This window comes from Prolixibacter sp. NT017 (assembly GCF_009617875.1).
Classification (GTDB): Bacteria; Bacteroidota; Bacteroidia; order Bacteroidales; family Prolixibacteraceae; genus Prolixibacter.
The window spans coordinates 2,008,731-2,034,720 of the sequence record NZ_BLAV01000001.1 but is presented as its reverse complement, the minus strand read 5'-3'; the positions used below and the strand labels follow the sequence as shown (position 1 = coordinate 2,034,720).

Below are 25,990 nucleotides of genomic sequence, written 5' to 3'. Positions count from 1 at the left end.
AATAGTCCGATTAATATAATAAATACGCGTGAGATTAAAAATCGGAAATCGCATATTGCGAAGATATCTTTTACTAAAGACGCTTCCTTGGCAGGAAAAAAACGAAAAACCCGGCTCAATGGAACCGGGTCTTAACTTCGTATATCGTAATGAGTTTAATCGAGTAATCCCCGGTTCTTCAGCAGCGGTTCAATTCCCGGTTCTTTTCCACGGAAGTTGACGTAGAGATTCATCGCTTCGTCCGTTCCTCCACGTTCGAGAATTTGTGTGCGGAAGGCAGTCGCAACTGTCTGGTCAAAAATGTTACCAGCCTCTTTGTATGCTTCAAAAGCGTCTGCATCGAGCACTTCGGCCCAGATGTAGCTGTAGTAGCCGCTTGAATATCCGCCTGAGAAAATGTGAGCGAAGTACGTTGACTTATAACGCGGAATGATTTCACCAATCAAACCAATTTTATTCATCGACTTCGTCTGGAAACTATTGACATCAATATCCTGTGGCTCCGTAATGGTATGATAATCCATGTCGAGGAAAGAAGCAGCCAGGTACTCAACCGTAGCAAATCCCTGGTTGAATTTACCGGCTTTCACCAGTTTGTCAACCAGTTCCTGCGGAATCACTTCTCCGGTTTTGTAATGACGGGCATACATCTTCAGCACTTCGGGTTGCGGTGCCCAATGCTCCATAACCTGCGATGGAAGTTCAACGAAATCGCGTGCAACGGCTGTTCCGGACAACGAATTGTAATGTGAATGTGACAAGAGTCCGTGCAAAGCGTGACCAAATTCGTGGAAAAGCGTCTCAACCTCATCGTAAGTCAACAATGCCGGCTTATCACCCGTTGGTTTCGAGAAGTTGGTAACAATCGAGATAACCGGACGAACGTCTTTACCTTCCTCGTTAAAGTGTTGTTTCCGGTAGCTGGTCATCCAGGCACCACCGCGTTTGGAAGCACGCGGATAGAAATCCATATAGAGAACGCCAATTTCAGAATTGTCTCTGTCTTTTACTTCGAATACCTTGCAATCAGTATGATAAAGCGGCATGTCGGTAAGCTCGGTAAATGTCAGACCATACAGCTTGTTTGCTACCGCGAAAGCTCCTTCACGAACATTATTCAGTTCGAAATAGGGACGCAACTGCTCTTCATCCAGGTTGTATTTGGCTTTTCTTACTTTTTCGGAGTAATACCACCAATCCCAACTCTGCAGCTTGAAATCGTCACCTTCTTTGTTGATCATGGCCTGCATATCGGCACGTTCTTCTTCAGCGCGTTTCAGTGCCGGTGTCCATACTTTTTCGAGCAAAGTATAAACATTCTCCGGTTTCTTAGCCATGCGGTCGTCCAACAAAAAGGCCGACCAGTTGTCGTAGCCCATCAGGTTCGCTTTCTGCAGGCGCAGATTCACCATTTTATTGATGATGGCCTTGTTGTCGTGCTCGTTGTCATTGTTTCCGCGGTTGTACATGGCTTTGTACAATTTTTCGCGCAAATCACGACGCTCTGAATAGGTGAGGAAAGGTATCCAACTCGGCTTCTGTAGGGTAAATACCCACTTACCATCCATGCCGGCTGCATTAGCTTCTTCCGCTGCAGCGGAAATAACCGATTCCGGTAATCCGGCCAGGTCGTCCTGGTTGTCGATGACCAGTTGGAAGTTGTTTGTTTCAGCCAGCAGGTTTTCACCGAACTGCAGCGAAAGGAGTGACAATTCCTCATTGATTTTCTTCAGCTGCTCTTTCTGTTCGCGTTCCAGGTTGGCACCGCCTCTGACAAAACCTTTGTATGTTTCTTCTAGAAGTTTCTTCTGTTCCGGCGACAAATCGAGTTCATCTTTCTGGCCGTAAACACTCTTGATGCGGGCAAAAAGCTTTTCGTTCAGGTTGATTGCATCGCCGTGTTGTGAGAGCAACGGAGCGACTTCTTTGGCAATTGCCTGAATCGAATCGTTGGTGTTCGCGCCCTTCACATTGAAAAATACATTGGCAACTTTGTTCAATAGCTGGCCGCTGTATTCAAATGCCTCGATGGTGTTGGCAAAAGTTGGTGCTTCAGAATTGTTGACAATCAAATCTATCTCGGCATTTTGCTCTTCCATTCCTTTTTTGAAAGCAGGCAGATAATCGGCATTGGTAATCTGCTCGAAAGGAGGAACCTGGAAAGGCGTATCGAATGTTTTGAAAAATGGATTCACTCGCTGCACGGGTTGTTTGTTTGCTGAGCACGACAACAGGAATACTGCTGACGCAAGCAGAATTAGCGTTTTACGTTTCACGTTAGTTAAGGTTAATTTGTTAATACTGTTAATTTGCCCGAAAAATAGCAAAATACCCTTATTCGTACAATGTGTTTTAGAGGCACTGGAGCAAAGCATTGCCTGTACCGGGGAAGTTCACAGAACCTTTTGGGATAGATAACCAGACGGTTCGAAATGGTTCATCTCTTTCTCCAGGTAAAAAACAGTTGTCGTTAATAAACATTTTGTACAGGAAAATCATTTTATTAAGCAGGAAGTCATCAGATTTATTGGTCGAAAACGTAAAACCAGTTATTTTCAGCCCAAATTTAATGGTAGAAGCTAATTGGTCTTTCGACGGAATTTTGTTGAAGTAATATTTGCCCGAATGGACATTTTCAGGCGCATTCATATCCACCGGTTTTTGGCATCGCTTTTTTTGATGTTGATAATTGCGTTCAGCTTTGGTTTGGACACAAGTTATGGCATGTTACCCACGACTGCCGGAGGTATTGTAAAATCCGGCTCATCGGTCAGTGAGGCGCCTTTAAGTTTTCTTGGTCTTGCGAATCTTGACAGACAGCAGCTATACGACACGTTGATTGTCGTTATTTTCCTGCTTCTGTTTTTCATTCTGCTTACGCTATGGTTGCATAAACAGCGGCGTAAGCTGAAGGCGATGAACATTGTTCTAGCGGAACAGCGTTCGGAACAGGAAATGTTACTGGCTGATAAGCAGAAAAAACAACGTGAATTGAGCCATTTGAACCAGGTTCAGAACCGGATTCTTTCCATCATTGGTCACGATTTACGAGGGCCGTTGTCCAGCATGTACGAAATCTTTCGAGCCTATGCCACCGGTGACATGAAGCTCGACAAACAGGAGTTGGACGTTTTCATCGAGGAGTGTTACCAGCAAATGGGATCGGTGTATTTTCTGGCAGAGAATTTACTCTTCTGGGCAAAGAATCAGCATGATGGGATTGAGTCGTTTCCGGGGAATTATTCATTGCATAGCATGGGAGAAGAAGCCATTAGTTTGCTGCAGCAGGTTGCGAATGCAAAAGATATCAAAGTTGAATTGGATATCGACAGGAATGCCCGCGTGCATTGCGATTACAATCAGATTAGTTCTGTTTTGCGAAATCTTGTCAGCAACTCTATCAAATTTACGAACCGCGGTGGAACCATAGCTGTATCCAGTCGCGAAATAAAAGATGAGCATATCGTAACGGTCAGCGACAATGGTGTGGGGATGGAGCAGGACAAGCTCGATTTGATGCTCAAACAGCACATGGCATACACAACAAAAGGCACCGATAACGAATCAGGAACTGGTCTGGGTATTAGTCTGATATCGGAGTTCATTGAAAAAAACGGAGGAAAATTAATAGGTTCAAGTCGTCCCGGTCACGGAACTTCTTTTTCCTTTTCGTTACCCATTGCTACCACAGAGAATGTCGATGAAGTCGAACTTCCCAACGAGGGGTAAGAATCTCTCTTTTCGAAAATTTACGTTATTAACTTGTTACTTTTCATAATAAGCCTGTTAACACTTTCTCCGGGTCATCCGAATTTTATATCTTGAATAAAAATTCAGAACGACCATCAACCAAATTATGAAAAAGAATACACTGTTTTTCCTCATCCTGATAGCAATCCTTCCGGTACGCGGCCAGCAGGTCCGGAATGGTATTAATGCAGATCAGTTCGGAATCGCCGGAAAGAAAGATGCCACACCGGTTATTCTGAAGGCCCTGGATGCTTGTTACGAATCGGGTGCTTCTCGATTAACCATTCCGAAAGGAACTTATCATTTTTATCCCGATTATGCGCTGGAAGAGTATCTGACTTTGACGGGCTCTTCTAACGGACTGAGACGAATTGCTTTCCCGCTGTTCAACTTCGAAGACCTGATTATTGATGGTTCGGGTTCAACTTTTATTATCCATGGGATGATGTTGCCCTTCGAGCTTCAGGAATGTAAGAATATCAGTATCCGGAATATAAATATTCGGTTTGTGTCCTCTGTTTGGGGCGAAGGAACAGTCAACGAAGTAAACACGGAAGGGCATTTCTTCACTGTCGAAACCAGCCGGGACGACAGTCTGGAAATAGCGAAAGGAAGGCTTTCGATGAAAAGAAACGGAGAAAACCTGCCTGTTAAAGTTGTGGGGTGGCTCCGGACTGATGCTTCCTGTCACTGCTCGTTTTGGCCATCTGACTTGGGAACATCGGCTAATGTGTCAATAAAACCGTTGCGTTACGGGAACTTTTGGATAGAAGTCCCTCCGAATCAAATGCCCAAAGAAGGATGGAAAGTAATTTGGAAAGCGGATAGCGAGCGATTGGAAACTGAAATCTCGCCTGCATTTCATCTGACTGGTTCCAATGGTGTTACCTTATCTAATGTTTCGGTAGTTCACGCGCCAGGTAAAATAATGGTTGCTGAGCAGTCGGGAAATATTATGCTGGACAGGCTGAATGTGCTACCCGATAGCCTGGCTGGACAGAGATTGTCGTCACTGGCCGGAGGTATCCGTTTTATTGGGTGCCAAAAGGAGATTGCCGTAACCAATAGCCGTTTTTCGGGAATGATGGGAGCCGCCATATCGGTATCCGGACCGACGTTGAAAATTATTAAACGAATAAGCAACAGTGTTTTTGGTGTCCGGCAGGTAAATGAAAAGCAATGGGGCAGTCAGTTTGCACAGGTTGGAGACACTATTCGGTTTGTTAATCCAGCCGATCTCACTATTCGCGATAAGCGAGTTATAACACGGATTCGAGACCTGAATGAGCAATACCAGGAATTATGGTTCGACCGGGCGCTTCCGGAAACGGTAAAGCAAGGAATGTTACTGACGAATATTTCGCGACAGCCGGAAGTTATTCTGCGAGGGAACCGGTTGAATAATATGATAGAAGACGGTGTTCGGTTGCAGACTTCGGGGAAAATTACGGTAGAGGGCAATCACATTCGGTCGGGAAGACATGGCATTCAACTGGGAGGCGAACTGGCGTCGACATTTCAGCCGGTGACATTGAACCAGGTGTTTATTAAAAACAATACGTTGAGACGATGCAATTCAGCAAAGGGCAATAGGGCCATGATTTTGATTGGTCCGGTTCTCTCAGATGCATCGGCTGACACTACCTTTGTCCACCAGGATGTCACCCTGGAGGGAAATACATTTTATAGCGAAGGCATAAGTATTTTAGATGCTACTTCCACAGCCGGGTTGGTCATTCGTCAAAATACGGTATTCGATCCAAAATCAGTGAAGATGAATTATCCGGTAATACGCTTACTGCATTGCAAGAAGGTCGGCGTTGTCGGGAACCGGTATCTGAACAAGCAAGAAGCGTTTATACAAGCTGAAGAGGTGACGGATTTACTATTCTTCAATAATGAAGGAATTAAGTCTCCATAATCATATGTTTCTGTAAGCTTATTTCTAACTAACGAATCAACCAAACCATGAAAACAAACCGACGAAACTTCCTATCGGTCGCCGGACTGGCATCCGTAGGATTGTTATTGCCATCCATGAAGCCGGGAATGCCTTCCATTCCGCAGAAAACAAGAGTTAAACTGGCGGTGTCGACCTATTCGTACTGGCACTTTAAAGAGCCAAAAGTGTCAGTCGATACGGTGATCGACAAGGCGACCCGGTTAGGAATTGAAGGTGTCGACGTGCTGCACCGGCAAATGGACAGTGAATCCAAATCCTATCTCAATAAGCTGAAACGCCATGCGTTTGTCAACGGAATCGATTTGGTTTGTTTGTCCATCCATCAGGATTTTGTTTCACCCGACGAAGAAGAGCGGGAAGAGAATATTCAACATACACTTCGCTGTCTTGAAATTGCTGCCGATATGGGAATTCCCAGTATCCGGCTGAATTCCGGAAGGTGGGGAACGCGTAAGTCATTCGACGATTTGATGGCTCACCGGGGGCATGAAGAACCGATTCCGGGCTATGATGAAGACAATGCATTTGGCTGGGCAATTGATAGCATTGAAAAGTGTTTGCCTCGGGCCGAAGAATTGGGCGTAGTGATGGCGCTGGAAAATCACTGGGGCTTGTCCAGTACTCCGGAAGGCATGTTGCACATTAAGAAAGCGATTGATTCACCGTGGCTGGGATTGTTAATGGACACCGGTAATTTTTTGGAAGACCCTTATCAGAAACTGGAAATGATAGCACCTTACACTGTTTTTGTTCAGGCTAAAACATATTTCGGGGGAGGCGAGTGGTACACTCTCGATTTAAACTACAAACGGATTGCCGAGATATTGGAAAATGTCGGTTATCAGGGATATGTTTCGCTCGAATTCGAAGGAAAAGAGCCTGCAGACGAAGGGGTTTCAAAGAGTATCTACTTACTTCGGGAAGCATTTCACTCCTGACATTTTGTGTGAGTAAAAAGCAAAAAGGGTGCGACTCCCGAAGAAGCAGCACCCCAAAAAAATGGTAGAATTATTTGTAGAAGCATAGGTAAAACGTGTACCTATCCTTCAATATTGTCTTAGTATGCTTTCTTATGTGATTTTTTATTAACAAAATACATTGAGTCGATACCAAACTGCCTGTTAATGTGTTAAATTGAACGGAAATATTTTTTCATTCAAATTTTCCATCCCTTACGATAAGTGTGCTTTACCCATTCATTTGCCATTTCAGCAGCTGATAATTCGTCCGTCCAGTCCGTGTGAAACTGCGGTTGTCCGTCAATCTTTTTGTACTGATGGGATGTGATGATCTTAAATTTATCGTCAGGTGAGATATTGGTAAACTTCATTTCATCACCATCCCAATGAAGTGGTCGGTTGAGTGCCTGCAACCGGATGGCGAGGTTCCCCATCAAAACCATTTCCGAAAGGGGGCCGGCGTATTCAAAATTCGATGATGTTAGTTCAGCACCATCTTTGCCTTTCATACACGCACGTACCCATTGCATTTCGTGCCTACCTCCGCCGAGCGGGTCGTCAGCGTATCGCGGAAGATCAACCTTTGTAATCGGTTTCTCATTTCCCGGTAATAACAGTTTCCAGTCGCGGCCGTAATAATCGCACACCAGTTTGCCTTTGGAGCCGATGAACAAATTGCCACCGCCCCAGCCACCCATGGGCTTGCCGTCAGGTAGCTCTTTTGGTCGGGGAGGCATTAATCCACCGTCGTGCCAGGTTACTTTCACTTCCGGGAAGTTGCAGTATTCTGTGTTTTCCCTTGCGGGAAAAGTATACTCAACCCGCGACGCTTCCGGTGCGCTTTCCGTATTACAAATGGTTGAACTGGCTTCAACGACAACAGGATATTTTAGCTTAAGAGCATAAAACGGTACATCCAGAATATGACAGCCCATGTCGCCCAGGGCGCCGGTTCCAAAATCCCACCAGGCACGCCAACTCCATGGCGTATATTCAGAATGATAGGGACGAAAAGCTGCCGGTCCAATAAATAAATCCCAGTCGAGCGTTTCCGGAATCTTTTCTGCCTGTTTGGGGCGTTCCAGTCCCTGCGGCCAGATAGGGCGGTTGGTCCAGGCATGTGCTTCCCGGATATCTCCCAGAATTCCACTTTGTATAATCTCAGCCACTTCGTAAACGGTATCATCAGAATGGCCCTCATTTCCCATTTGAGTCACTACTCCTGTTTGCCGGGCCGTTTCTGTTAGTAAACGAGACTCGCTGACGGAATGCGTCAACGGTTTTTGCACATAGACGTGTTTCCCTGCTTTCATCGCTGCCATTGCCGCAATTGCGTGTGTATGGTCAGGCGTGGCTACAACGACAGCATCAATATTCTTCTGCTGTTCCAGCATTTTTCGGAAATCCTTAAAACGTTTGGCTTTCGGATACTTTTCGAAAACCGGAGTGGCATAATCCCAATCGACATCGCACAAGGCTACAACGTTTTGTCCGACCATGTTTTCCAGGTTCACCTTTCCTTTTCCCCCGATACCTATGCCGGCAATATTCAATTTATCGCTGGGCGCGATGTGGCCAAGACCGGAAATAGCATGACTAGGTACAATTGTGAATGCAGCAGCTGATCCGACAGCCGTTCCAATAAATTTTCTTCGCGTAACATCATTGGATTTTTTCATGGTTTAGTGTTGTTCGTTTAGCACATTAAATATAAAGATTTCAAATTGAATGATATCGGTTTCGCGTAAAAGACCGGGTGGTACCGTATTAGAGTTTTGCTAAAATTAAGGTTTGTAATCGTAAGTGTTACACTTAAACAGGAGCATAAAGCTTAAGAGTGATGTAACATTCAGGAACTTTAAGTATCATAAATTTGTCATGTGATTATGATTCGTTACCGGCAACATCATCCGGTAGCGCAGGCAGATGATGCAAGAACTTATGAAAGAGGATGCCAGCTACGTTATTCAAAGAATTAGAAAATGAGTAGAAACTCAGTGACCATATTGTTTACGGTTGCTTTGGTTTTCGTATATACCACTGCTTTCGGACAAAATCCGGATATCGATATATTGAAGGTTGTCAATCTTAACCGAAATACCGCGTTGGATTGGCCATTTAAAATTATTTCTGCAGCAGCTTTCCCGGTTTCTTATGGAATTCCGTTGATGATCTTGATGGCGGGCTACCGGGTAAAGAAACGGATTTTAAAGCAGAAAGGTTGGTACATGGCAGGAAGCATGCTCCTGTCAGCCATTGTTGTTAATATTCTCAAATATACATTTCAGCGGCCGCGCCCCTTTATTAGTTATCCGTTTATTGAAAAACTGTCGGCTGGCGGAAGTCCGTCGTTTCCATCGGGCCATACGTCCGATGCTATGGCCATGGCAATGGCTCTCAGCCTGATATTTCCGCGCTGGTACGTCATTGTTCCTTCGTTTGTTTGGGCAGGTTTGGTTGGTTATTCACGGATGGATCTGGGGGTGCATTATCCTTCGGATGTATTGGCGGGTGCCATTGTCGGAATCGGTTGTTCTCTGGTAGTTTACTGGGCTTTTAAAAAGTGTTCGGCGAAAGCCGGACAACCCGTTTGGGCATAAAAAAGACTGCCCGATCTGGACAGTCTGAACTCAATATTGTGTAGCCAAGCTTTTATTCTTCTTCATCATCTTCGAGTGGCTCCAGATCGTCAGATTGGTCTTCATCTGCTTCATTATTAGATGCCAGTAGCTCATCGTCATTCAGCGGGCGAAGATTATCCGGGATTTCCTCTTCCTGTCCAAAATAGGGGAATACATCCATGATGGGGCTTTCATTGACTGCGTTGATTTCAAAATCAGCCATCATTCCCTGCATGTTTTCCACGACCTTTTCGTAGGCATCCCTAACGGTTTTGGCTAAAATCAGAACGTATTGTGCAGTCCGTTTTTCTTTACCTTTCTCTTCATCGATGGTAATGAACGATACTTTTGCTTTAAACCATCGGTCGCCGTCTTCCGACGGAATAATTTCAGCGATATTGGTCTTGGCAATTTTCGTAACCGTGAATTCACCACTCACCATCGTCTCCAGCTCTTTATAAATGCGGCTTTCTGCTTCACTAAACGATACAGCATCCAGAAGATAGGCTTCGTTGACCTTTTTCTCCCGGCCGTTTTCGTCAATCTTTACATATTTTGCTTTACACTCGAACCACGTATTCATATGCTCAAAATTTTACCCAACAAAAGTAACTTTTTCAATTCATCAGACCGTATGCTTTGATGAATAAATATCTGATTACCGGATAATGAGCAGTAAGCATGTTGGTTAACCGGTTTTCTGTCGCATATGCGCGCCGTTAGGTTCAGTGTTTCTGTGGTATACCCAATAATTGACGATAGTTATATATTTATCTTAATTGTTGGTTTTCAGATAAACAAGTGTTAATTTTATTAACACTCAACCAAAAAATAAACCAATTTAAATCGAGATTTAGCAATGAAAAAAACATGGATTTTACTTTTAGTTATTGCCGGAGCCCTTTGTTTTTCGCAGCCAACGCAGGCACAGGGCTTTCTAAAAAAAATGGCTAACAAGGCCTTGAAAAAGACTCAGGAAAAGGCCGAGCAGCGTGCTGAAGATAAAATGGATGAACAAATTGACAAAGGGCTGGATAGGGTAGAGGATTCGTTGGAAAAAAATAAAACAGATAGTGCTGCCAACGAAGAAGGGGAGATGTCGCGGGAAGCCAGGCAACAGCAGCGAATGCAACGGGTGATGAAGAGTCTGGGAATGTCAGGTGAACCGGTTCCAATAGAGAAAGCGTATGATTTTCAGTATTCTACTACGATGGTCGTTAAATCATATAAAAAGGACGGATCTTTGGAAAGCGATGCTACGCTGGTCACTTTTATGAATCCCGGCAGGCATAACTTTGCTTATGAATTTGAAGGCGGCGACATGGGGGAAGACTCAAAAGGAAAAGGGATATACATTTTCGACTACAAGAATAAAGCTACCATTATTCTTTCCGATCAGGACGGAAAACATACCGGAATAGTGTATGGGCTTGATTTGATGACGAACATCGATTCATTATATAATGCCAGTTCGGATATGGAGACAGCGCCGGCAGATATGTCTGCAATGAATCCTAACCTGAAGAAAACAGGACGTACAAAAACCATTGCAGGATACAAATGCGAGGAATACGTGTATGAAGATGAAATGGATAAAGCCGACTTCTGGATCTCGCGGGATGTAAAGTTGCAGACACGTGATTTGATGTCCTCGGTATTCAAGTCGTCGATGTATGCCAACGGTATGCCCTGGGGATTCCTGATGGAGAGTAATTCGCTCGATAAAGAGACCGGTGAACGTACATCTTTGAAGGTGACAGAGGTGAACAAAAACCGAGATAAGAAATTTGTGATGTCGCAATACCAGATAACAAATATGGGGTCATTCAAAATGCCTCAGACTGAAGAGAACGAGGAGAAATGATTATGTAATATTTTTAACTTTTTTTATGATAAAATCCTTACCTGATGCTTTCGGGTAGGGATTTTTTCTTTTTGCTTTGCTGCATATGGATTGTCAATTCCAAATAATATCGGAAACTCCTGAACAAAGAGTCGACAATTCAGTTTCCTAATAAAATCAAAATTCCTGTCATGAAACTAATACATTTAACGCTAGTCCTGTTGTTCCTGATGGCTGCCCCGGCGTGGAGCCAGACCGTGGTGCAAGGGAAAAAAGTCGATGAGTCGGGTAACGATGTTCTTCCCTGGAACAGAATACTCAGGCCAGCCGGAAAGCAGATTTACTTTGGCGATAAAGGTCTGGAAAATCACGCGCTCGATGCAGCCCTGTCACCGGATGGTAAATGGCTGGCAGTTGAAGAACGGTATAGCGTGGTTTTTATCGACACAAAAACTGATGAAATAGTTGATACATTGCCCATAAAATCGCGGTCGGAATTAGCCGGGGCCATGAGTACGTATTCAGGTATTATTTGGCATCAAACAGGCAACTCACTGGAGGTATTTTGGAGTGCAGCGACAAGTGGAGGAAAGTCTTATGTCATTCGGGCAAGCTGGAAAAACGGGAAGGCCGGAATTACAGACTATTTCTCATATGATCCGTTACCACCGGCAAAAACCGCTTTGCCTAACGAACTGTTGATTCGGAAAGAAAACGGAAGAGACTACCTGTATGTCGTGCTGGACGGTAATAACGAACTGGTAAAGCAGGACCTGGAGACCGGAAACATCATATGGCGAAGAGATACCGGAGTAGCACCTTATGGTATTGCTGAGGCCAAAGGCAAACTCTTTGTGACCAACTGGGGAGGCCGATTGCCGCTGGGAGACGAGGATGTTGTGGCCGGTGTGCCATGGGGAGAAGCAAAAGTAACATTGAATACCGGAGCAACGCGCGAAGGAAGTATCTCTGTGTTCGATCCGAATAGCGGCCAGTTGATACGTGAAATAGTTACCGGCCTTCATCCTAATGAAATTGTTGCTGCTCCGAGAGGAAAATATATTTACGTCACCAATTCCAACAGCGATGACGTGTCAGTTATCGATCCGGTTGCCGATAAAGTGACTGAAAGCATTATGGTTCGGTTGCAGCCCGGCCTCAATAAATATTGGGGCGATTCGCCGGAAGGTATAGCCGTATCGAAAAACGGAAAATACATGTACGTGGCAAACGGTATGGACAATGCGGTAGCAGTTGTACACCTGGGAAAACATGCATCAGCGCGTGGTATCGATCAGAAGAGCAAAGTCGTTGGATTTATTCCGACAGGCGCTTATCCTTCATCAATTACCATTTCCGACAAGAAAAAAATGTACGTCACCAATATTGAGGCGATGGGAGCTCATGTGGGATTGGAGCAGGGACCAGAGAAAACGCTGGCGTATAATTCGCACCATATGCTGGCGTCGGTTTCTGTAATTCCTATGCCGGACAAGAAGGAGCTGGCAGAGCACACCAACACGGTAATTGCAGTTAACGATTTGGCAAGAGTTAAGTTAGCGGAATTACCGCCCCGTAAAGGTGTTGAGCCGAAGCCTGTCCCTGACCGAATTGGAGAACCATCGGTATTTAAGCATGTCCTCTATATTATCAAGGAGAACCGGACCTACGATCAGGTATTAGGTGATGTAAAGAAGGGTAGAGGTGATTCGACACTCTGTATATACGGACGTAAGATAACACCGAATATGCACCGGCTGGTCAACGATTTTGTTCTGATGGACAATTACATGGCTTCCGGAAAATGTTCAGCCGAAGGGCACCAGTGGACGGATGCATCGATTGTAACCGATTATGTGGAGAAAAATGTGCGGGCCTGGTTCCGGAGCTATCCGCATGTTCAATATGACGCGTTAGTTTATGCTCCCACCGGATTTATTTGGGATAACGCGATGAAACACGGAGTATCAGTAAAGATATACGGTGAAGCAGCTGTTCCCGAATTCGATAAGTCACTTGGCTGGAAAGACATATATCAGAAGTTTGTGAATGGCGAACCATTCCATTTCACCAATAAGACCACGGTAGGACCGGTTGAACCGATTTTGAGCAAAACCTATCCAGGATATGACCATCATGCCATACCGGATGTGATGCGTGCTGATGCCTTCATTGAAGATTTGAAGAAGTACGAGAACATGGAAGGAGACTCTCTTCCGCAATTGATGGTAATGGCACTTCCGGCCGATCATACTGCTGGAACTCGTCCCGGATATCCAACGCCCAGGGCTATGGTTGCGGACAATGACCTGGCGTTGGGCCAGATTGTAGAGGCGTTGAGTCATAGTCGGTTCTGGTCGAATACCGTTATTTTCGTTACCGAAGATGACAGTCAGACTGGTTGGGACCACATTTCAGCTTACCGGACAGTAGGAACGGTTATTAGTCCGTATTCCCACAAAGATGAAGCAGTTCATGCAGCATATAACCAACCTGCAATGGTTCGAACCATTGAACAGATACTGGGACTTCCACCGATGAATATTCAGGATGCCATAGCTCCGACAATGGATGCCTGTTTCGATCAAACGCCCGATTACACTCCATACAAATCGGTGAAAAACCAGATTCCGCTTGACGAGATGAATGCAGCACTTTCTTCCCTGAGAGGAAAAGCGTTGCACTACGCCAATATCAGTATGGAGCCACAATATGATCATATCGATGGGGGAGATGATGACCTGTTGAATCGCATTTTATGGTTCAGTGCAAAAGGAAAAGTTCCCTATCCCGCCCAATTGGCCGGGGAGGATAATGACGATGACGATTAATGTGAAGAATATTATATAGTGTAAAGGAGGCAATTAGCCTCCTTTCTTTTTTACGAAAAGCGAGTTAACGTAAACTTTATATAAAAATATTTAATCGAGTATGCTCAGTTCTCAGAAGTGTTGTACATTTGTTAGTGAGTATTAACTAACAAATCATGTATACCGAGAGACAGTTGGAGATTATACACACGGGAATCAAGCTGATTGCCGAAAAAGGCCTGCAGGGTTTGACCATCAAAAACCTTTCGAACGCTATTGGTATTTCGGAGCCGGCCATTTATCGGCATTACAAAAACAAGAAAGAAATCCTGGTGAATATCATCGACTTTTTTTCAGGGTCAACAGAATCAAGCATTACCAGGATTGCGCAAAGTGATTTATCGAGCTTTGATAAGTTGCGGCAGGCCTTTGAATTTCAGTTTAGCCGGCTGCAGAAGAATCCGGCTTTGATTTCAGTTATTTCCTCCGAGGAGATTTACCATGGCGAAGATTACCTGAAAGAAAAAATTAGAGACATCAAGCTTTTGGTCGCAGAAAAGTTGGAAGAAATCGTCAAAGAGGGGCAGATGAAGAAAGAAATCCGGGACGATGTGCCTTCTTCACAAATAACCATCATGATAATGGGCGCGATGCGGATGATGATGATGAAGTGGCAGTTGTTTGAGCAAAAAATAAACCTCATAGAGGAAGGCTCAAAGATTCTGGAAAACGTGTTGATGCTCATTTCAAGAAAAGAATGTTGAAATAACAATTGGATGAATTAACCAAGTGATGGATTGGTTTAAAAGTAACAGGGATGAAAATAGTACATCGAAATCCGTGGCTCAGGTCCATTAGCGGAAAAGAAGTGGACTTGCAATATCTATATGAGAACAAATCGCTGCAAATTCTGCAGTTTGATTTACAGCCAGGCGAAAGCATGGGGCCGAAAATTCTATCATGCGACATGCTCTACTACGTTGTAGAAGGAAATCCTACCATCCGGTTAGCCGAAGACAAAATGATTGGAACCAAGGGGATGTTGGTCGAATGTCCGGCACACCTGGTACATAGTATCAGCAGCAACGTGGGCGATACTATCCAGGTGCTGGGAATCAAGGTACCGAAGGGAGAAGAGAAGGAGCATTTCCGGAATCGGTTTTTTTATGAAATGTAAGTTAGTTAGTATTAACTAATGTTAAAATATAAGAAGTTCCAGACAGAACAGGACGAAGAGATTGTGTGATGAAAAGTCTGTTTAAAAGCTGGTTGATTGCGTTCGGTTTTATCGGAATCGCGTTCATGCTGACTAATTCAAAAGTATTGGCACAGGAATCGCCATCGCCGCAAAAATTAATGTCGGAATATATCGGAATGGCCCATTCGCCTAGTTATATAACATTTAAGCAGGGAATTGGAAACCTGAATTCGCTGTTGTTCGAAGCGGTAATCGCTCCGTACTACCTGGTGAATTTGTCACACGACGGCAAGTGGGCAATGGATATTTCTTTCAAAGGAGTTATCCGGATGAGGGATGAGCGTTCCTATCCGATAACCACGCCGAGTTATATGCCCAGTATGACAGTATACCGTAATTTGGGGAACCCCGATGTATATAAAGGTGAATTGCTTTCGTATTTAACTCTCGGCCATCATTCCAACGGGCAAAGCGGACCAGTGTATAATTCTGACGGGACCTACAACACTGAAAACGGCAATTTTGCAACGAATTTTGTCAAGGCCGGATGGATACTGATCGACGACCAGTCGAGGGGCAACCAATTGGTCCCGGAATATTTCAAGTTTGGATTTGAGACTCATTTGCTTAATTCCGAAGGACTGGTAGACGGTTACGGTCTCTTCCGGCTCAATTTCGACTCCGAACTGAAGAATTATCTGGGAGCAGTTAGAAGCCTGATTTCTGGCAACGACTACCGTGAAAGCAAACCGGATAGTTATTTCTCTCAGAGCCAATTAAGGTACCACATGCATTTCACGTGGATCATTGACAATCGTTCACCGGAAAAGAGGTACGATTTATCAAAGCAATTTGATTTTTCGTTTCGGGTGGCTTATCATCCCAAATTGCTGAATGATATATCATTGTTTGCTGAATATTACTACGGACAGGATTATTACAACATCTATTTCAATCACGAAATATCGGTTTTTAGAATTGGCCTGATGGCGTCGAATTTTCGTATTCGATAAGCAGGCAGAAATTGCAACCGGAAATAAAAAATTAAAGCAGATACAAACTAGTAACTTGGTATGAAAAACTTTATTTGGGATAACAAATATTTCCTTGCACCACTACTAATGTTTTGGATAATATTGGGCTTTTTGTTACTCGCTTATGGCTATCATGACAGTTTTCTCGTTATGAACGGTGTTTATTTCAAATGGCTCGATTACCCTATGCTGATTTTGACATGGCTGGGAGATTCCTTTTTCCTTTCAGCACTAATGTTGCTGCTTTTTATGCGAAAGGATATGAATATGGTACTTGTTGCCATTGCCAGTGTGATTATTACCGGCTTCATTGCGCAGCTCCTGAAGCATTGGGTGTTTTCCGAATGGGACAGACCTTTAACAGTTTTTGAAGGAAGGGATATGGTGCATTACGTGGGGAATTACATATTGCATAAGTACAGTTTTCCATCAGGGCACAGTACTACCACAGCAGCTGCCTTCACAGTAATTGCGTGGCACATCAGAAAAAGAAAGGTTATGCCCTTTATTTTAGGGGGGCTGACCGTTGTTGTATCCTATACCCGGATTTATCTTGGAGCTCATTTCCCGGGCGATGTATTGGCCGGGAATCTCCTTGGTTTCGTTGGTGCCTATTTCACAATCCGGTATATGGGGCCAGTTATACGACATTATTTCAACCGGATTTCGAAAAACAAACGCCAACGCTGGGAGCGGTCATTGTGGTTCGCTGCGGTAATTGTAATGGTTGTTATGTTTATCCATCCTTTTAAATAGTTGTTGGCGTTTTCATCGCTACTTTATCTGTAGGATAAAAAAAGGCAGCCTGATAAACAGGCTGCCGACAATCCGTATTGGATTAAGGAATAAAAAGGCAAAAATTGGATCGAATTTAGGAGCATGATCCAATGTCTTCATAAATATTTTCACTTGATTATGCCTTGGTCCGGTTATTCAATTCTGGCAAATTGCAATAACCATCATAAAAGTAATGAAATATCTCGGAATATACAATAATCTTTTTCTTTATTCGTTAATAAATATTATGTAATATCGATCGATTTATGTATCGTGAGTATTACCGGTCATAAATACCTATATTTAATTGTAGATATTTGTATTAGTGGTTAAAAAACGTTAAATTTCAGTTGATTGCTAATAAATTATGCAGTTTCATCGTTATAAGTTAATGAGGAATTTGCATTTTTGCTTAGAGAAAGCAACTACTCAAAACCTTAAGAATTATTGACGGAGCATTTTGTTTAGCAGGCTTGAGTCATTCCGGAACCCCACCATTATCCTGAATGCATACGAGTCAGTGATTCATTAATGCATCTGTTTCTTTTTTTTAATAGCAAAATCCCCTTTGTATTAAAAATAATCACTTGTAAACAAAATCTTATGGTTATGAAAAATCGGATATTTTTGTCCGCAATTGTTGCATTGGCAGCTGTAGGAATGTGGAGTTGCACTCAGAATTCCGGCGGAGGGGCTACTGACGTCGCTAATCAATCATTAAAGGAAGCCATCAACAACAGTGCAGATCAGGTCAGTACTGCCATGAATGACATTAGTAGTTCTGATGGCTACAAAGTAATTACCTCAGGGAACAGTAACTTGAAATCAGCAGACGCTTCAGTTAGTGATGACGAAATGTTTTCAGACAGCATCACGTTGGCTGATGTAGCCGGAGTTTACGAATACCAGGATTCTGTGCTGAATGAAATGCACTGGGGCTATAGCTCGTACATGTACAATCACTTCAAAATGACGGCCGATACTTCTTTGTTTATTATTAAACTTCCTGAAAAATTGGCCCTCCATCATCCGGAATATTGCTTCTATAAAACGAAGCAGGACACGGATTCTTTAGGAAACAACTTTGTCATTACGACATCAAAATATAAGTATAAATACGCCTATCCAGGTGGCTTGAACTACAGCCTCGGAAGTGACATTGCCGTTTCTGATACTGCTGTTGGTAATCTCGACATTGAGTGGTCGATGAATGGCATGCACAGACATCCGTACAATTACGCGTCGACTTTTACTTTCGCCAGCGGTTATGCAGTAAGTATGCAGGCTGAGAGGACCGATACCACTAAGCTTTATGATTATAACCTGTCAGACGGAGATCAGACGATTTATGACGAAATGGTTAAGTGGAGTAAAGACACAGGTGCCGACACGTACACGAAGGTACACTCTCTGACGATTGGAGATGTGCAGATTGTGCATACCCGCACAGCTGGCTCTGATTCGCTGGAAGTATACAAAGGCGGAGAGCTTCAGCAGAATGCTACAGTGACTGTTGTAGACAATAACAGTAGCGAGAATGACAGTGACGCTGAATACACCACTTTCTGTAACAAGTATCGCGATTACCAGATTACTTTCGACGACAGCACAACAGTACTGTTATCTGACTTGCTCGGTCCAACGCGAGACACCATGAGTCAGTTGTTCACATCTATGCACGAAATGAAGTTTGCCACACACCTGGTAAATTACATCGCATGGAATGTTTACTTCCGCGATAAGATGAAAATGGAAGACAATTAATATCCAATAAAATAGATACTGAAAGATCCGGCTTTGATGCCGGATTTTTTTTTGCTCAGGATATTCATCAAGTACACTTTATCAATCGAATTTTAGAAGCTTGAATCAACTACCGGAATGCGGATGAACAAACTGAGATTTGAGTGGTTTGTTATCAGTAGATTAAATTCTTTCTAAATAAAGATGCTTCTAACAAATATTACACTAATTTTGAGGCATTATTAATAAGCGGTTTCCGGACGTTGACAGATGCATCATTGCTGGTTGTGAAAAGTGTTAATAACCAGCAGAATGAATCTCTAATGAGCATCCTTATCTGATTGTCTGGAGAACCGGAAAATTAAAAAGGTCATTGCTTGCAAGACCTTAATTGTCAAGTTAAAGATACTATGAGTAATACATTTGGTTCGGAAATGAAAAATGAGTTTCGGGCTGTGAATAGTGAGAGTGTCACACAGCAAAAGAAACAGCTGGACTGGATAAACAACCACTTAAAAGGGGAAAGTTTTATTCCCGGAAAATACTTCGTGCATGCCGAGCAGCAACAAAAAGGCTCAGGCGATGGAAAAATATCGGTGACCATCCTGTATGGAACCCATACGGGACATAGCGAGGATATTGCATACCGTCTTTTCGACGTGGCGGAAGCTTCAGGCTTCGAAGCGGAAATTTTCCTGATGGAAGAGTATAGCTACCCGGAAGTAGCCAATGCCCAAAATGTGCTAATGATTCTTCCCACGCATGGTGAAGGCGATCCGCCGGTGAACTCGGTTGATATGCTGGCGTACCTGAGAAGCGATGAATGTCCATCACTGGATGGTGTTAACTATGCTGTGTTGGCATTGGGCGACAAAATTTATAAAAGCTACTGCAAGGCCGGAGTCGATTTCGATGAGGTGATGAAAGAGCGGGGTGCCAACAACATTTTGCCCATCGTAAAGTGTGATGTGGATTATGAAGAAGACGCCTCTAATTGGATTAATACAGTATTGCAGGTTGTCAGGGAGGTTAACGGTGCATCAGGTGGAGAGTCTGTGGCCGAAGTAGCCGAGGATACCAACGCAAAAGATACAGGATATTCAAGGCAGAACCCTTATTTCGCCCGTGTGAAGCGGAAAGTACGCTTAACAGGCGAAGACTCGCTGAAGGACGTTTATCACGTAGAGCTCGATATTGCCGATTCCGGATTCACATACGAGCCAGGTGATAATGTTGGGGTCTTTGGAAATAATCCGGCTGAATTGGTAAAAGGTATTCTGGAGCATACCGGTCTGGATGGTCAGACAGAGGTCGCTTTAAAAGACTGGTCGCTTCCGCTGGAAACAGCGTTGCGCAATCGGTTGGAGATAAATGTTCTCACAAGTCACATGCTGGCCAGCTATCATGAGCTGACCAACAATAAAGCGTTAGGTGATTTGCTGGCTGATGAGAATGAGCTGGATGAATATTTATATGGCCATGATGTGCTGGATATGTTGATGGATTTCCCGGCCAAGCTAACCGCAAGTCAGCTGGTGAGTGTTTTGCCCGAGTTGTCAGCTCGTTTGTACTCCATTGCATCTAGTCAGAAAGTTTATCCGGATGAAGTCCATATTACGGTAGTAGCGGTCCGTTACCGAAACCGTGATCGCGACCGGAAGGGAACGTGTTCAACATTCCTGACCGACCGGATTGAAGAAGGAAGCTGGATCCCGATTTTCATCGATCGCAATCTTGGCTTCAAAATGCCGGAAGAGTTGGATGCACCGATGATCATGGTGGGAGCAGGAACCGGAGTTGCACCGTATCGAAGCTTTATTCAGCAGCGAAATGGTGACCATGCGCCTGGTGATTCCTGGTTATTCTTTGGCGATCAACACAAGAAAACTGATTATCTGTATCGCGAAGATTGGGAAAACTACAGACAGCAAGGGATTCTGACAGAGCTTTCACTGGCGTTCTCACGCGATCAGGAGCAGAAAGTGTACGTTCAGCATCGAATGATAGAAAAGAGCAAAGAGCTATACGATTGGCTGCAAAAAGGTGCTTATCTGTACGTTTGTGGTGATAAAACGCACATGGCCCATGATGTTCACGAAACACTTAAAGCAATAGTGGCTTCAGAAGGCGGTCTCGAGCCCGAAAAGGCAGAAGACTTCCTAAAGGAACTGAAGAAACAGAAGAGATACCAAATTGATGTTTATTGATTGATATTTTGCTGCCAGCCTGGTGCTGGTCTTGAAAAGGAGAGTCGTTTGGCTCTCCTTTTTTTATGCCGCGATATTTTCAAGGATGGAAGTTGTATCTTTTCATCTTCATGAAAATGAACTAATTTAGATTGACTGGAGTGTGTATTCGTTGTTGTAATTCGGTCCTGAAACCTAAAAAACGCCGAAATGAAACATCCACTCAAGCATTGGTTCGCGCTTATTTTCCTTGCAGGGTTCTTTCTTATTCCTCAGCAATTAAGTGGCCAGGGATTATACACAGAACCCGAAAATGAACTGGACCGGAAAGTCCAGGAGTTTCTCATTGCGCACAAGAATAGTTGGCGCGATATGACGGAAAACTGCTTTTCAAACTCATTGTCGACAATAACTATAAAAATGCTGTCGAAATAGGAACTTCCACCGGCCATTCCGGAATATGGATTGCCTGGGCTTTGAGTAAGACAGGAGGAAAGCTGATTACTTTCGAAATTGATGAACGAAGATATCGGCAGGCACTCGAGAATTTTAAGGCTGCGGGTTTATCAGACTATGTTGAAGCCCGGTTGGGGAATGCGCGGGAATTGGTGCCCAAACTAAAAGGCGAATATGATTTCGTTTTTAGCGATGCCGATAAAAACTGGTATACCAATTATTTCAAGGTGATGGCGCCAAAGCTGAAAATTGGCGGTTGTTTTACTGCACACAACATCAGTAAGCATGGTGGATATTACGGCACAGGCGAATTTCTCCACTATGTAGAAAGCCTCCCCAATTTCAAAACTTCGGTAGACGATGGCGGAGGAGGTGTTTCCATCAGTTACAAAACAGCAAAACCTTAAATAGTGCTTTCGCAGGAAAATCATTTGCTACGACGGAAACTGGGATTGTTGGCCTTATTGAGTATGGTGGTCGCTAATATGATTGGTGCCGGGATATTTACGACTTCCGGAATCATAATGGCCCAATTGCGAAACCCTTATCTTCTCATCCTGCTGTGGGCATTCGGAGGATTTATTGCTTTGTGTGGAGCTTTGGTGTATAGCGAACTCGGCGCGGCCATGCCCGAAGCCGGAGGCGAATACGTCTTTATTTCCCGTCTTTACCACCCGTTGCCCGGATTTCTCAGCGGCTGGATTTCGTTTGTTGTTGGTTTTTCGGCCCCGATAGCCGCTTCTGCTATTGGTTTTAGCGAATATATCGTAGAAGCAATCCCGGCGGAATGGGCGGTAGCACAGTATCTGTCACAGCTGCTTTTTCTAAAAGCAGTTGCTGTTGCGGTCATTCTTCTTTTCACATTGGTTCATATCCGGGGAATAGAAGGCAGTGCGCACTGGCAAAACTTTTTGACTAGTCTGAAAGTCATATTGATTGCCGCGTTGATTTTGGCTGGCTTCATCTGGGGAAAGGGGAGTTGGAGTCATTTTTCACTGGAACAAACAGCAGGAGATAGTCCCGGTTGGCGAAGTATCGGTCTTTCGCTTGTATGGATTATGTTCGCCTATAGCGGATGGAACGCCGCCACCTATCTGGGAGGCGAAGCATTTCATCCGCAGAAAAACATACCGCGTTCGCTGATTTTTGGAACGATTATCGTCATTTTACTGTACCTTTCCCTGAACACACTTTTCATATATGCCATCCCTCTCGAAAATTTCCAGGGAGAGGTAACCGTTGGAGCAACGGCTGTCATCCATCTTTTTGGCAATAGTGCCAAATACATTCTATCAATTCTGATTGCCTTCGCTTTGTTTTCATCCATTAGCGCCTTCATTGTTCTAGGGCCACGTGTTTACTATGCTATGGCAAAAGAGGGCTACTTTTTCCGCTTTGCAGCCCGTGTGAGTCCCAAATACCATGTGTCGGTACGCTCTGTCATTCTGCAGAGCAGTGTATCGGTAATAATGGTTTTAACCGGTACATTCGACCAAATACTAACCTTTATGGGATTTGCCCTCGGAATCTTTCCGATAATTGCTGTATTAGGCGTATTCCGTTTACGTAAAACGAAGCAACCCGATTACCGACATCCCGGTTATCCCTTTATTCCCGTCTTTTATGCTTTGGCAGCCTTGTGTATGCTCGTTCTGACTGCTATCGAACGTCCTCTAGAATCCTTTATAGCCATAGCAGTCGTTCTTATCGGCATCCCAGCTTTTTTCCTTTTCAGGAGAAAGGAAATCTGAATCTGTTGAGGTTTTGTGCAGCAGTGGAAATAATTCTGTTAGTATGCTATTGTGCAGTTATATAGTTGGTTGCAATTGGTGTTAAGTAGTTTATTCATAATTATTGAAGAATCAGGCGATAATAATAATTATGAATGGATACCTGTTTAGTTCTGTAAATCAATCATTAATATTTGTATTGTTGTGTTTTCAGGTATTTGCCGAGGTAACAATACAGAATTCCTTCAGCCAACCTGCGCTAAAGAGATTTGTTGTATTAAACAGATAAGAAATTATTGTATAAATATAAGAATTTCAATATGTTAAAGTTTTAACAGAATTGATCGATTTTGGGAATAATCCATTTTTTTTGGTGTGGAAATGGCATACATTTCATTGTTATTTAAACCAAATAAAAATAGTTATGAAAAAGTACATGTTCATTTCAATGTTCCTTTGTTTTCTACTAGCAGCTCTGAATCTGCCGGCTGAAGATTCAGTAAGGATTCCTCTGATAGGGGAGAAAGCACCGTCTTTTACGGCACAGTCAACACAGGGATTGATCGAGTTCCCACGCGATTTTGGGAGAAACTGGAAGATTATCTTCAGCCATCCCCGGGATTTTACCCCGGTTTGCTCTTCGGAGATTATGGTTCTGGCCCAGATGCAAAAGGATTTTGAGGATTTGGGTGTCAAGTTGATGGTGATTTCATCCGACACGCTCATGCAGCACCATAATTGGGTGGAAGCTATGAATGAGCTTCGGTATAAAGACCAGGCCCCGGCCAAAATCAACTTTCCGTTGATTGAAGACAATCGCTATGTCATTGCCCGGAAGTACGGGATGTTGCATCGACCTGTCAGTACTTCGGAATTTGTGCGCGGTGTGTTTGTTATCGACGGAAAGAATATTGTTCGCGCTGTGTTCTTTTATCCTCATAGTATAGGTCGTAATATGGACGAAATCAAACGCACCGTTATGGCCCTCCAGACAACCGATAAAGAGAAGGTGTACACTCCGGCCAATTGGCACCCCGGTGATGACGTTCTCGTTCCTTATTTTCCGTATACAGATAAGGAGTTAAAGGAGAACCCAAGTATTGCCGACAGGTTTTACAACGTTGGTCATCTGATGCATTTCAGAAAGGAATAAATATATTAAATCAAACCGGTGAAAATTCGAATCTTTTCACCGTTATCTCTCCCCTCAAAAAACTCCCACTATCCCTGACAATACCGGTTTTTAAGGAGTTTGTTTTCCAGGACAGGAAAATATCCGGTGATTCCCACAGCAAAACTTTTGGCATTTCATTTCAATTAATCCCTGTGACGGTCTTGATAGAGAGATTACAGGTAAACTATGTATCGACCTAAAACACTCCTTGTGTGCCCGGGAGCCCTGCTGAATAGGCGGGCTCCCTTTTGTTTTACGGCTTTTGCTCATTAAGCGGATAATTGCTGCTTTCTGTTATTTTTGTGTTGAGAAAGGAACCTAAACTCTTTCTGCCACGCACTAAACAGAATGAAAAAAAATCTTACGGGAGACCGCTTCACAACGTCTCAACATAATTTCACCGCTTTTCTTTGGCATGCGGCGTTTCTGGCGTTCGCCCAAAATTTTATGGACATCGACACGGTAATTCCCGCCATGCTGATTGAAGCAGGTGGAAATTCGGTCCATGTCGGTATCATGTCGGCCATTTTGCTCGGAGGTTCGAGCTTTACGCAGATTATTTTCGCCCCTTACCTGAGCAATCAAGCACACAAGAAGAAGTTTCTGCTGTTAGGAATCAACTCGCGAATATTGTCATTGCTGGGGCTGGGCCTGATACTTTACTTCTGGCAAGCGGGCAGTGGTTTTCCCATTTTATGGATGATATTCCTTTTCATTACGTTGTTCGCGTTGGGTGGAGCTTTTGCCAACATTAGTTACACCGATATTCTGGGCAAATCCATCGAACCGGTTGCCCGAAAGTCTTTCTTTTCATCCAAGCAAATCATCAACGGGACCATTGTACTCTTATCGGTTGTGGCGGCCCGGCAAGTGCTCGTGTCGAGGCCATACCCGGTAAACTATGCGTTTATGTTTTTCATTGGATTTGCAGCGCTGTTTATCGCTTCGCTGGGATTCTGGTCGATCCGTGAAACAGTTCCCTCACAAACACGGATATCAGGAGTACGTGAGTTTATTGATGTAATGAAGCAGGAACTGAAGACCAATCCACGGTTAAAGTACTTTCTCGGTTTCATCAATACACAAGGCATTGCCATTGGTTTTCTCCCTTTTGTCATTCTGTACGCAAAAGATATTTACGGTACCGAAAGCAGCGATACCGGCTTCTTTTTAATTAGTAAAGTGCTGGGCAGCGTGGCTGTCTCGATGCTGGTATTTGCTTTCCGGAAACACGTTCGTTACCGGTATCTGCTCTATTCCAATGTTATCCTGGCTCTAGTGATGCCATTGCTCATCATGCTGCCTGGTGGAAGACCGTCATTCTTCCCGGTATTTATCATCGGCGGGGTAGTGTACGCCATGTATTCCATTGCCATGAATGGCGTATTGCTGGAAGTATCGGGCAATGATAACCGGGCGTTGTATGCAGGATTTGCCGGTGCTGGTAATATCATTCCCGCTTTGTTTCCCATAGTTGGCGGGTGGCTCATCAGTCAATTCGGATTCACGGTATTCTTCAGTTTGTTTATGGCCATTGTTTTTTTCTCGCTCTTCTTTGTTTACAAGATTAACTGTCAGAAATAGTAGTACAGTAGGAGCGATTACAAGTGTTTTTAAACAAGGTTGAAACTCCAACGAAGTACATTACTTTTGTCCCCCGGACATAATTTGACGATTATGAAATATCATCGTTCGGTTGGCGGATTCATCAGTATTTGACAACGGGCTTTTCTGTTTTATCTTCAG

The 25,990-nt window shown here is 43.8% G+C and carries 19 protein-coding genes; 16 read left to right on the top strand and 3 right to left on the bottom strand.

The window, feature by feature from the left end; all coding sequences use genetic code 11:
* Window positions 1–155 precede the first annotated feature (155 nt).
* The gene (locus GJU87_RS08515) at window positions 156–2,276 is read right to left on the bottom strand and encodes a M3 family metallopeptidase (RefSeq protein ID WP_228491914.1); all 2,121 of its coding nucleotides are present in this window, start codon (window positions 2,274–2,276) and stop codon (window positions 156–158) included.
* Window positions 2,277–2,625: 349 nt separating this feature from the next.
* Here GJU87_RS08515 and GJU87_RS08510 point away from each other — a divergent pair, with 349 nt between their 5' ends.
* From GJU87_RS08510 to GJU87_RS08500, 3 genes are all read left to right on the top strand, one after another.
* Complete coding sequence (locus tag GJU87_RS08510; protein WP_153639131.1) at window positions 2,626–3,729, top strand: sensor histidine kinase KdpD; 1,104 nt, start codon at window positions 2,626–2,628, stop codon at window positions 3,727–3,729.
* A gap of 127 nt (window positions 3,730–3,856) precedes the next feature.
* Complete coding sequence (locus GJU87_RS08505) at window positions 3,857–5,671, top strand: right-handed parallel beta-helix repeat-containing protein (RefSeq protein ID WP_153639130.1); 1,815 nt, start codon at window positions 3,857–3,859, stop codon at window positions 5,669–5,671.
* A 47-nt stretch (window positions 5,672–5,718) separates the two neighbouring features.
* The gene (locus GJU87_RS08500; protein ID WP_153639129.1) at window positions 5,719–6,651 is read left to right on the top strand and encodes a sugar phosphate isomerase/epimerase; all 933 of its coding nucleotides are present in this window, start codon (window positions 5,719–5,721) and stop codon (window positions 6,649–6,651) included.
* Window positions 6,652–6,869: 218 nt separating this feature from the next.
* Here GJU87_RS08500 and GJU87_RS08495 read toward each other — a convergent pair whose 3' ends face one another.
* Entirely contained in the window at window positions 6,870–8,351 is a 1,482-nt protein-coding gene (locus GJU87_RS08495; RefSeq protein ID WP_153639128.1) for a Gfo/Idh/MocA family protein, read from the bottom strand.
* A 303-nt stretch (window positions 8,352–8,654) separates the two neighbouring features.
* Between GJU87_RS08495 and GJU87_RS08490 the strand changes: the two genes are divergently transcribed.
* The gene (locus GJU87_RS08490) at window positions 8,655–9,272 is read left to right on the top strand and encodes a phosphatase PAP2 family protein (protein WP_228491913.1); all 618 of its coding nucleotides are present in this window, start codon (window positions 8,655–8,657) and stop codon (window positions 9,270–9,272) included.
* Window positions 9,273–9,324: 52 nt separating this feature from the next.
* On the opposite strand, the gene GJU87_RS08485 is transcribed toward GJU87_RS08490, so the two are convergent.
* Window positions 9,325–9,876: a DUF4494 domain-containing protein gene (locus GJU87_RS08485; RefSeq protein WP_153639127.1), complete on the bottom strand. Its 552-nt coding sequence runs from the start codon at window positions 9,874–9,876 to the stop codon at window positions 9,325–9,327.
* A gap of 276 nt (window positions 9,877–10,152) precedes the next feature.
* On the opposite strand from GJU87_RS08485, the gene GJU87_RS08480 reads away from it, so the two are divergent.
* From GJU87_RS08480 to GJU87_RS08425, 12 genes are all read left to right on the top strand, one after another.
* Window positions 10,153–11,157 (top strand): DUF4412 domain-containing protein, encoded by a 1,005-nt coding sequence (locus GJU87_RS08480; protein WP_153639126.1) that lies wholly within the window; start codon window positions 10,153–10,155, stop codon window positions 11,155–11,157.
* Between the two features lie 170 nt (window positions 11,158–11,327).
* Window positions 11,328–13,967 (top strand): bifunctional YncE family protein/alkaline phosphatase family protein, encoded by a 2,640-nt coding sequence (locus GJU87_RS08475; protein ID WP_228491912.1) that lies wholly within the window; start codon window positions 11,328–11,330, stop codon window positions 13,965–13,967.
* Window positions 13,968–14,122: 155 nt separating this feature from the next.
* A complete protein-coding gene (locus GJU87_RS08470) occupies window positions 14,123–14,710 on the top strand; it encodes a TetR/AcrR family transcriptional regulator (protein ID WP_153639125.1) in 588 nt (195 codons plus the stop codon).
* Window positions 14,711–14,763: 53 nt separating this feature from the next.
* The gene (locus GJU87_RS08465) at window positions 14,764–15,123 is read left to right on the top strand and encodes a hypothetical protein (protein ID WP_153639124.1); all 360 of its coding nucleotides are present in this window, start codon (window positions 14,764–14,766) and stop codon (window positions 15,121–15,123) included.
* 68 nt (window positions 15,124–15,191) lie between these two features.
* Entirely contained in the window at window positions 15,192–16,157 is a 966-nt protein-coding gene (locus tag GJU87_RS08460; protein WP_153639123.1) for a hypothetical protein, read from the top strand.
* Between the two features lie 60 nt (window positions 16,158–16,217).
* On the top strand, window positions 16,218–16,934 hold the full coding sequence (locus GJU87_RS08455) for a phosphatase PAP2 family protein (RefSeq protein WP_153639122.1): 717 nt from the start codon (window positions 16,218–16,220) through the stop codon (window positions 16,932–16,934).
* A 630-nt stretch (window positions 16,935–17,564) separates the two neighbouring features.
* A complete protein-coding gene (locus GJU87_RS08450; protein WP_153639121.1) occupies window positions 17,565–18,719 on the top strand; it encodes a hypothetical protein in 1,155 nt (384 codons plus the stop codon).
* Between the two features lie 389 nt (window positions 18,720–19,108).
* Window positions 19,109–20,905, top strand: a complete 1,797-nt coding sequence (locus tag GJU87_RS08445) for a sulfite reductase flavoprotein subunit alpha (RefSeq protein WP_153639120.1) — start codon at window positions 19,109–19,111, stop codon at window positions 20,903–20,905.
* A gap of 341 nt (window positions 20,906–21,246) precedes the next feature.
* The gene (locus GJU87_RS08440; RefSeq protein WP_228491911.1) at window positions 21,247–21,747 is read left to right on the top strand and encodes an O-methyltransferase; all 501 of its coding nucleotides are present in this window, start codon (window positions 21,247–21,249) and stop codon (window positions 21,745–21,747) included.
* Between the two features lie 3 nt (window positions 21,748–21,750).
* Window positions 21,751–23,091 (top strand): APC family permease, encoded by a 1,341-nt coding sequence (locus tag GJU87_RS08435; RefSeq protein WP_153639119.1) that lies wholly within the window; start codon window positions 21,751–21,753, stop codon window positions 23,089–23,091.
* A gap of 403 nt (window positions 23,092–23,494) precedes the next feature.
* Entirely contained in the window at window positions 23,495–24,223 is a 729-nt protein-coding gene (locus GJU87_RS08430) for a peroxiredoxin (RefSeq protein ID WP_153639118.1), read from the top strand.
* 369 nt (window positions 24,224–24,592) lie between these two features.
* Window positions 24,593–25,828 (top strand): MFS transporter, encoded by a 1,236-nt coding sequence (locus tag GJU87_RS08425; RefSeq protein ID WP_153639117.1) that lies wholly within the window; start codon window positions 24,593–24,595, stop codon window positions 25,826–25,828.
* Window positions 25,829–25,990: the final 162 nt, after the last annotated feature.

What these genes read in the sequence shown, in the direction of transcription:
- GJU87_RS08510 (WP_153639131.1), top strand. Translation starts at nt 2,626, where the DNA reads ATGGACATTTTCAGGCGCATTCATATCCACCGGTTTTTGGCATCGCTT.
- GJU87_RS08505 (WP_153639130.1), top strand. Translation starts at nt 3,857, where the DNA reads ATGAAAAAGAATACACTGTTTTTCCTCATCCTGATAGCAATCCTTCCG.
- GJU87_RS08500 (WP_153639129.1), top strand. Translation starts at nt 5,719, where the DNA reads ATGAAAACAAACCGACGAAACTTCCTATCGGTCGCCGGACTGGCATCC.
- GJU87_RS08495 (WP_153639128.1), bottom strand. Translation starts at nt 8,351, where the DNA reads ATGAAAAAATCCAATGATGTTACGCGAAGAAAATTTATTGGAACGGCT.
- GJU87_RS08490 (WP_228491913.1), top strand. Translation starts at nt 8,655, where the DNA reads ATGAGTAGAAACTCAGTGACCATATTGTTTACGGTTGCTTTGGTTTTC.
- GJU87_RS08485 (WP_153639127.1), bottom strand. Translation starts at nt 9,876, where the DNA reads ATGAATACGTGGTTCGAGTGTAAAGCAAAATATGTAAAGATTGACGAA.
- GJU87_RS08480 (WP_153639126.1), top strand. Translation starts at nt 10,153, where the DNA reads ATGAAAAAAACATGGATTTTACTTTTAGTTATTGCCGGAGCCCTTTGT.
- GJU87_RS08475 (WP_228491912.1), top strand. Translation starts at nt 11,328, where the DNA reads ATGAAACTAATACATTTAACGCTAGTCCTGTTGTTCCTGATGGCTGCC.
- GJU87_RS08470 (WP_153639125.1), top strand. Translation starts at nt 14,123, where the DNA reads ATGTATACCGAGAGACAGTTGGAGATTATACACACGGGAATCAAGCTG.
- GJU87_RS08465 (WP_153639124.1), top strand. Translation starts at nt 14,764, where the DNA reads ATGAAAATAGTACATCGAAATCCGTGGCTCAGGTCCATTAGCGGAAAA.
- GJU87_RS08460 (WP_153639123.1), top strand. Translation starts at nt 15,192, where the DNA reads ATGAAAAGTCTGTTTAAAAGCTGGTTGATTGCGTTCGGTTTTATCGGA.
- GJU87_RS08455 (WP_153639122.1), top strand. Translation starts at nt 16,218, where the DNA reads ATGAAAAACTTTATTTGGGATAACAAATATTTCCTTGCACCACTACTA.
- GJU87_RS08450 (WP_153639121.1), top strand. Translation starts at nt 17,565, where the DNA reads ATGAAAAATCGGATATTTTTGTCCGCAATTGTTGCATTGGCAGCTGTA.
- GJU87_RS08445 (WP_153639120.1), top strand. Translation starts at nt 19,109, where the DNA reads ATGAGTAATACATTTGGTTCGGAAATGAAAAATGAGTTTCGGGCTGTG.
- GJU87_RS08430 (WP_153639118.1), top strand. Translation starts at nt 23,495, where the DNA reads ATGAAAAAGTACATGTTCATTTCAATGTTCCTTTGTTTTCTACTAGCA.
- GJU87_RS08425 (WP_153639117.1), top strand. Translation starts at nt 24,593, where the DNA reads ATGAAAAAAAATCTTACGGGAGACCGCTTCACAACGTCTCAACATAAT.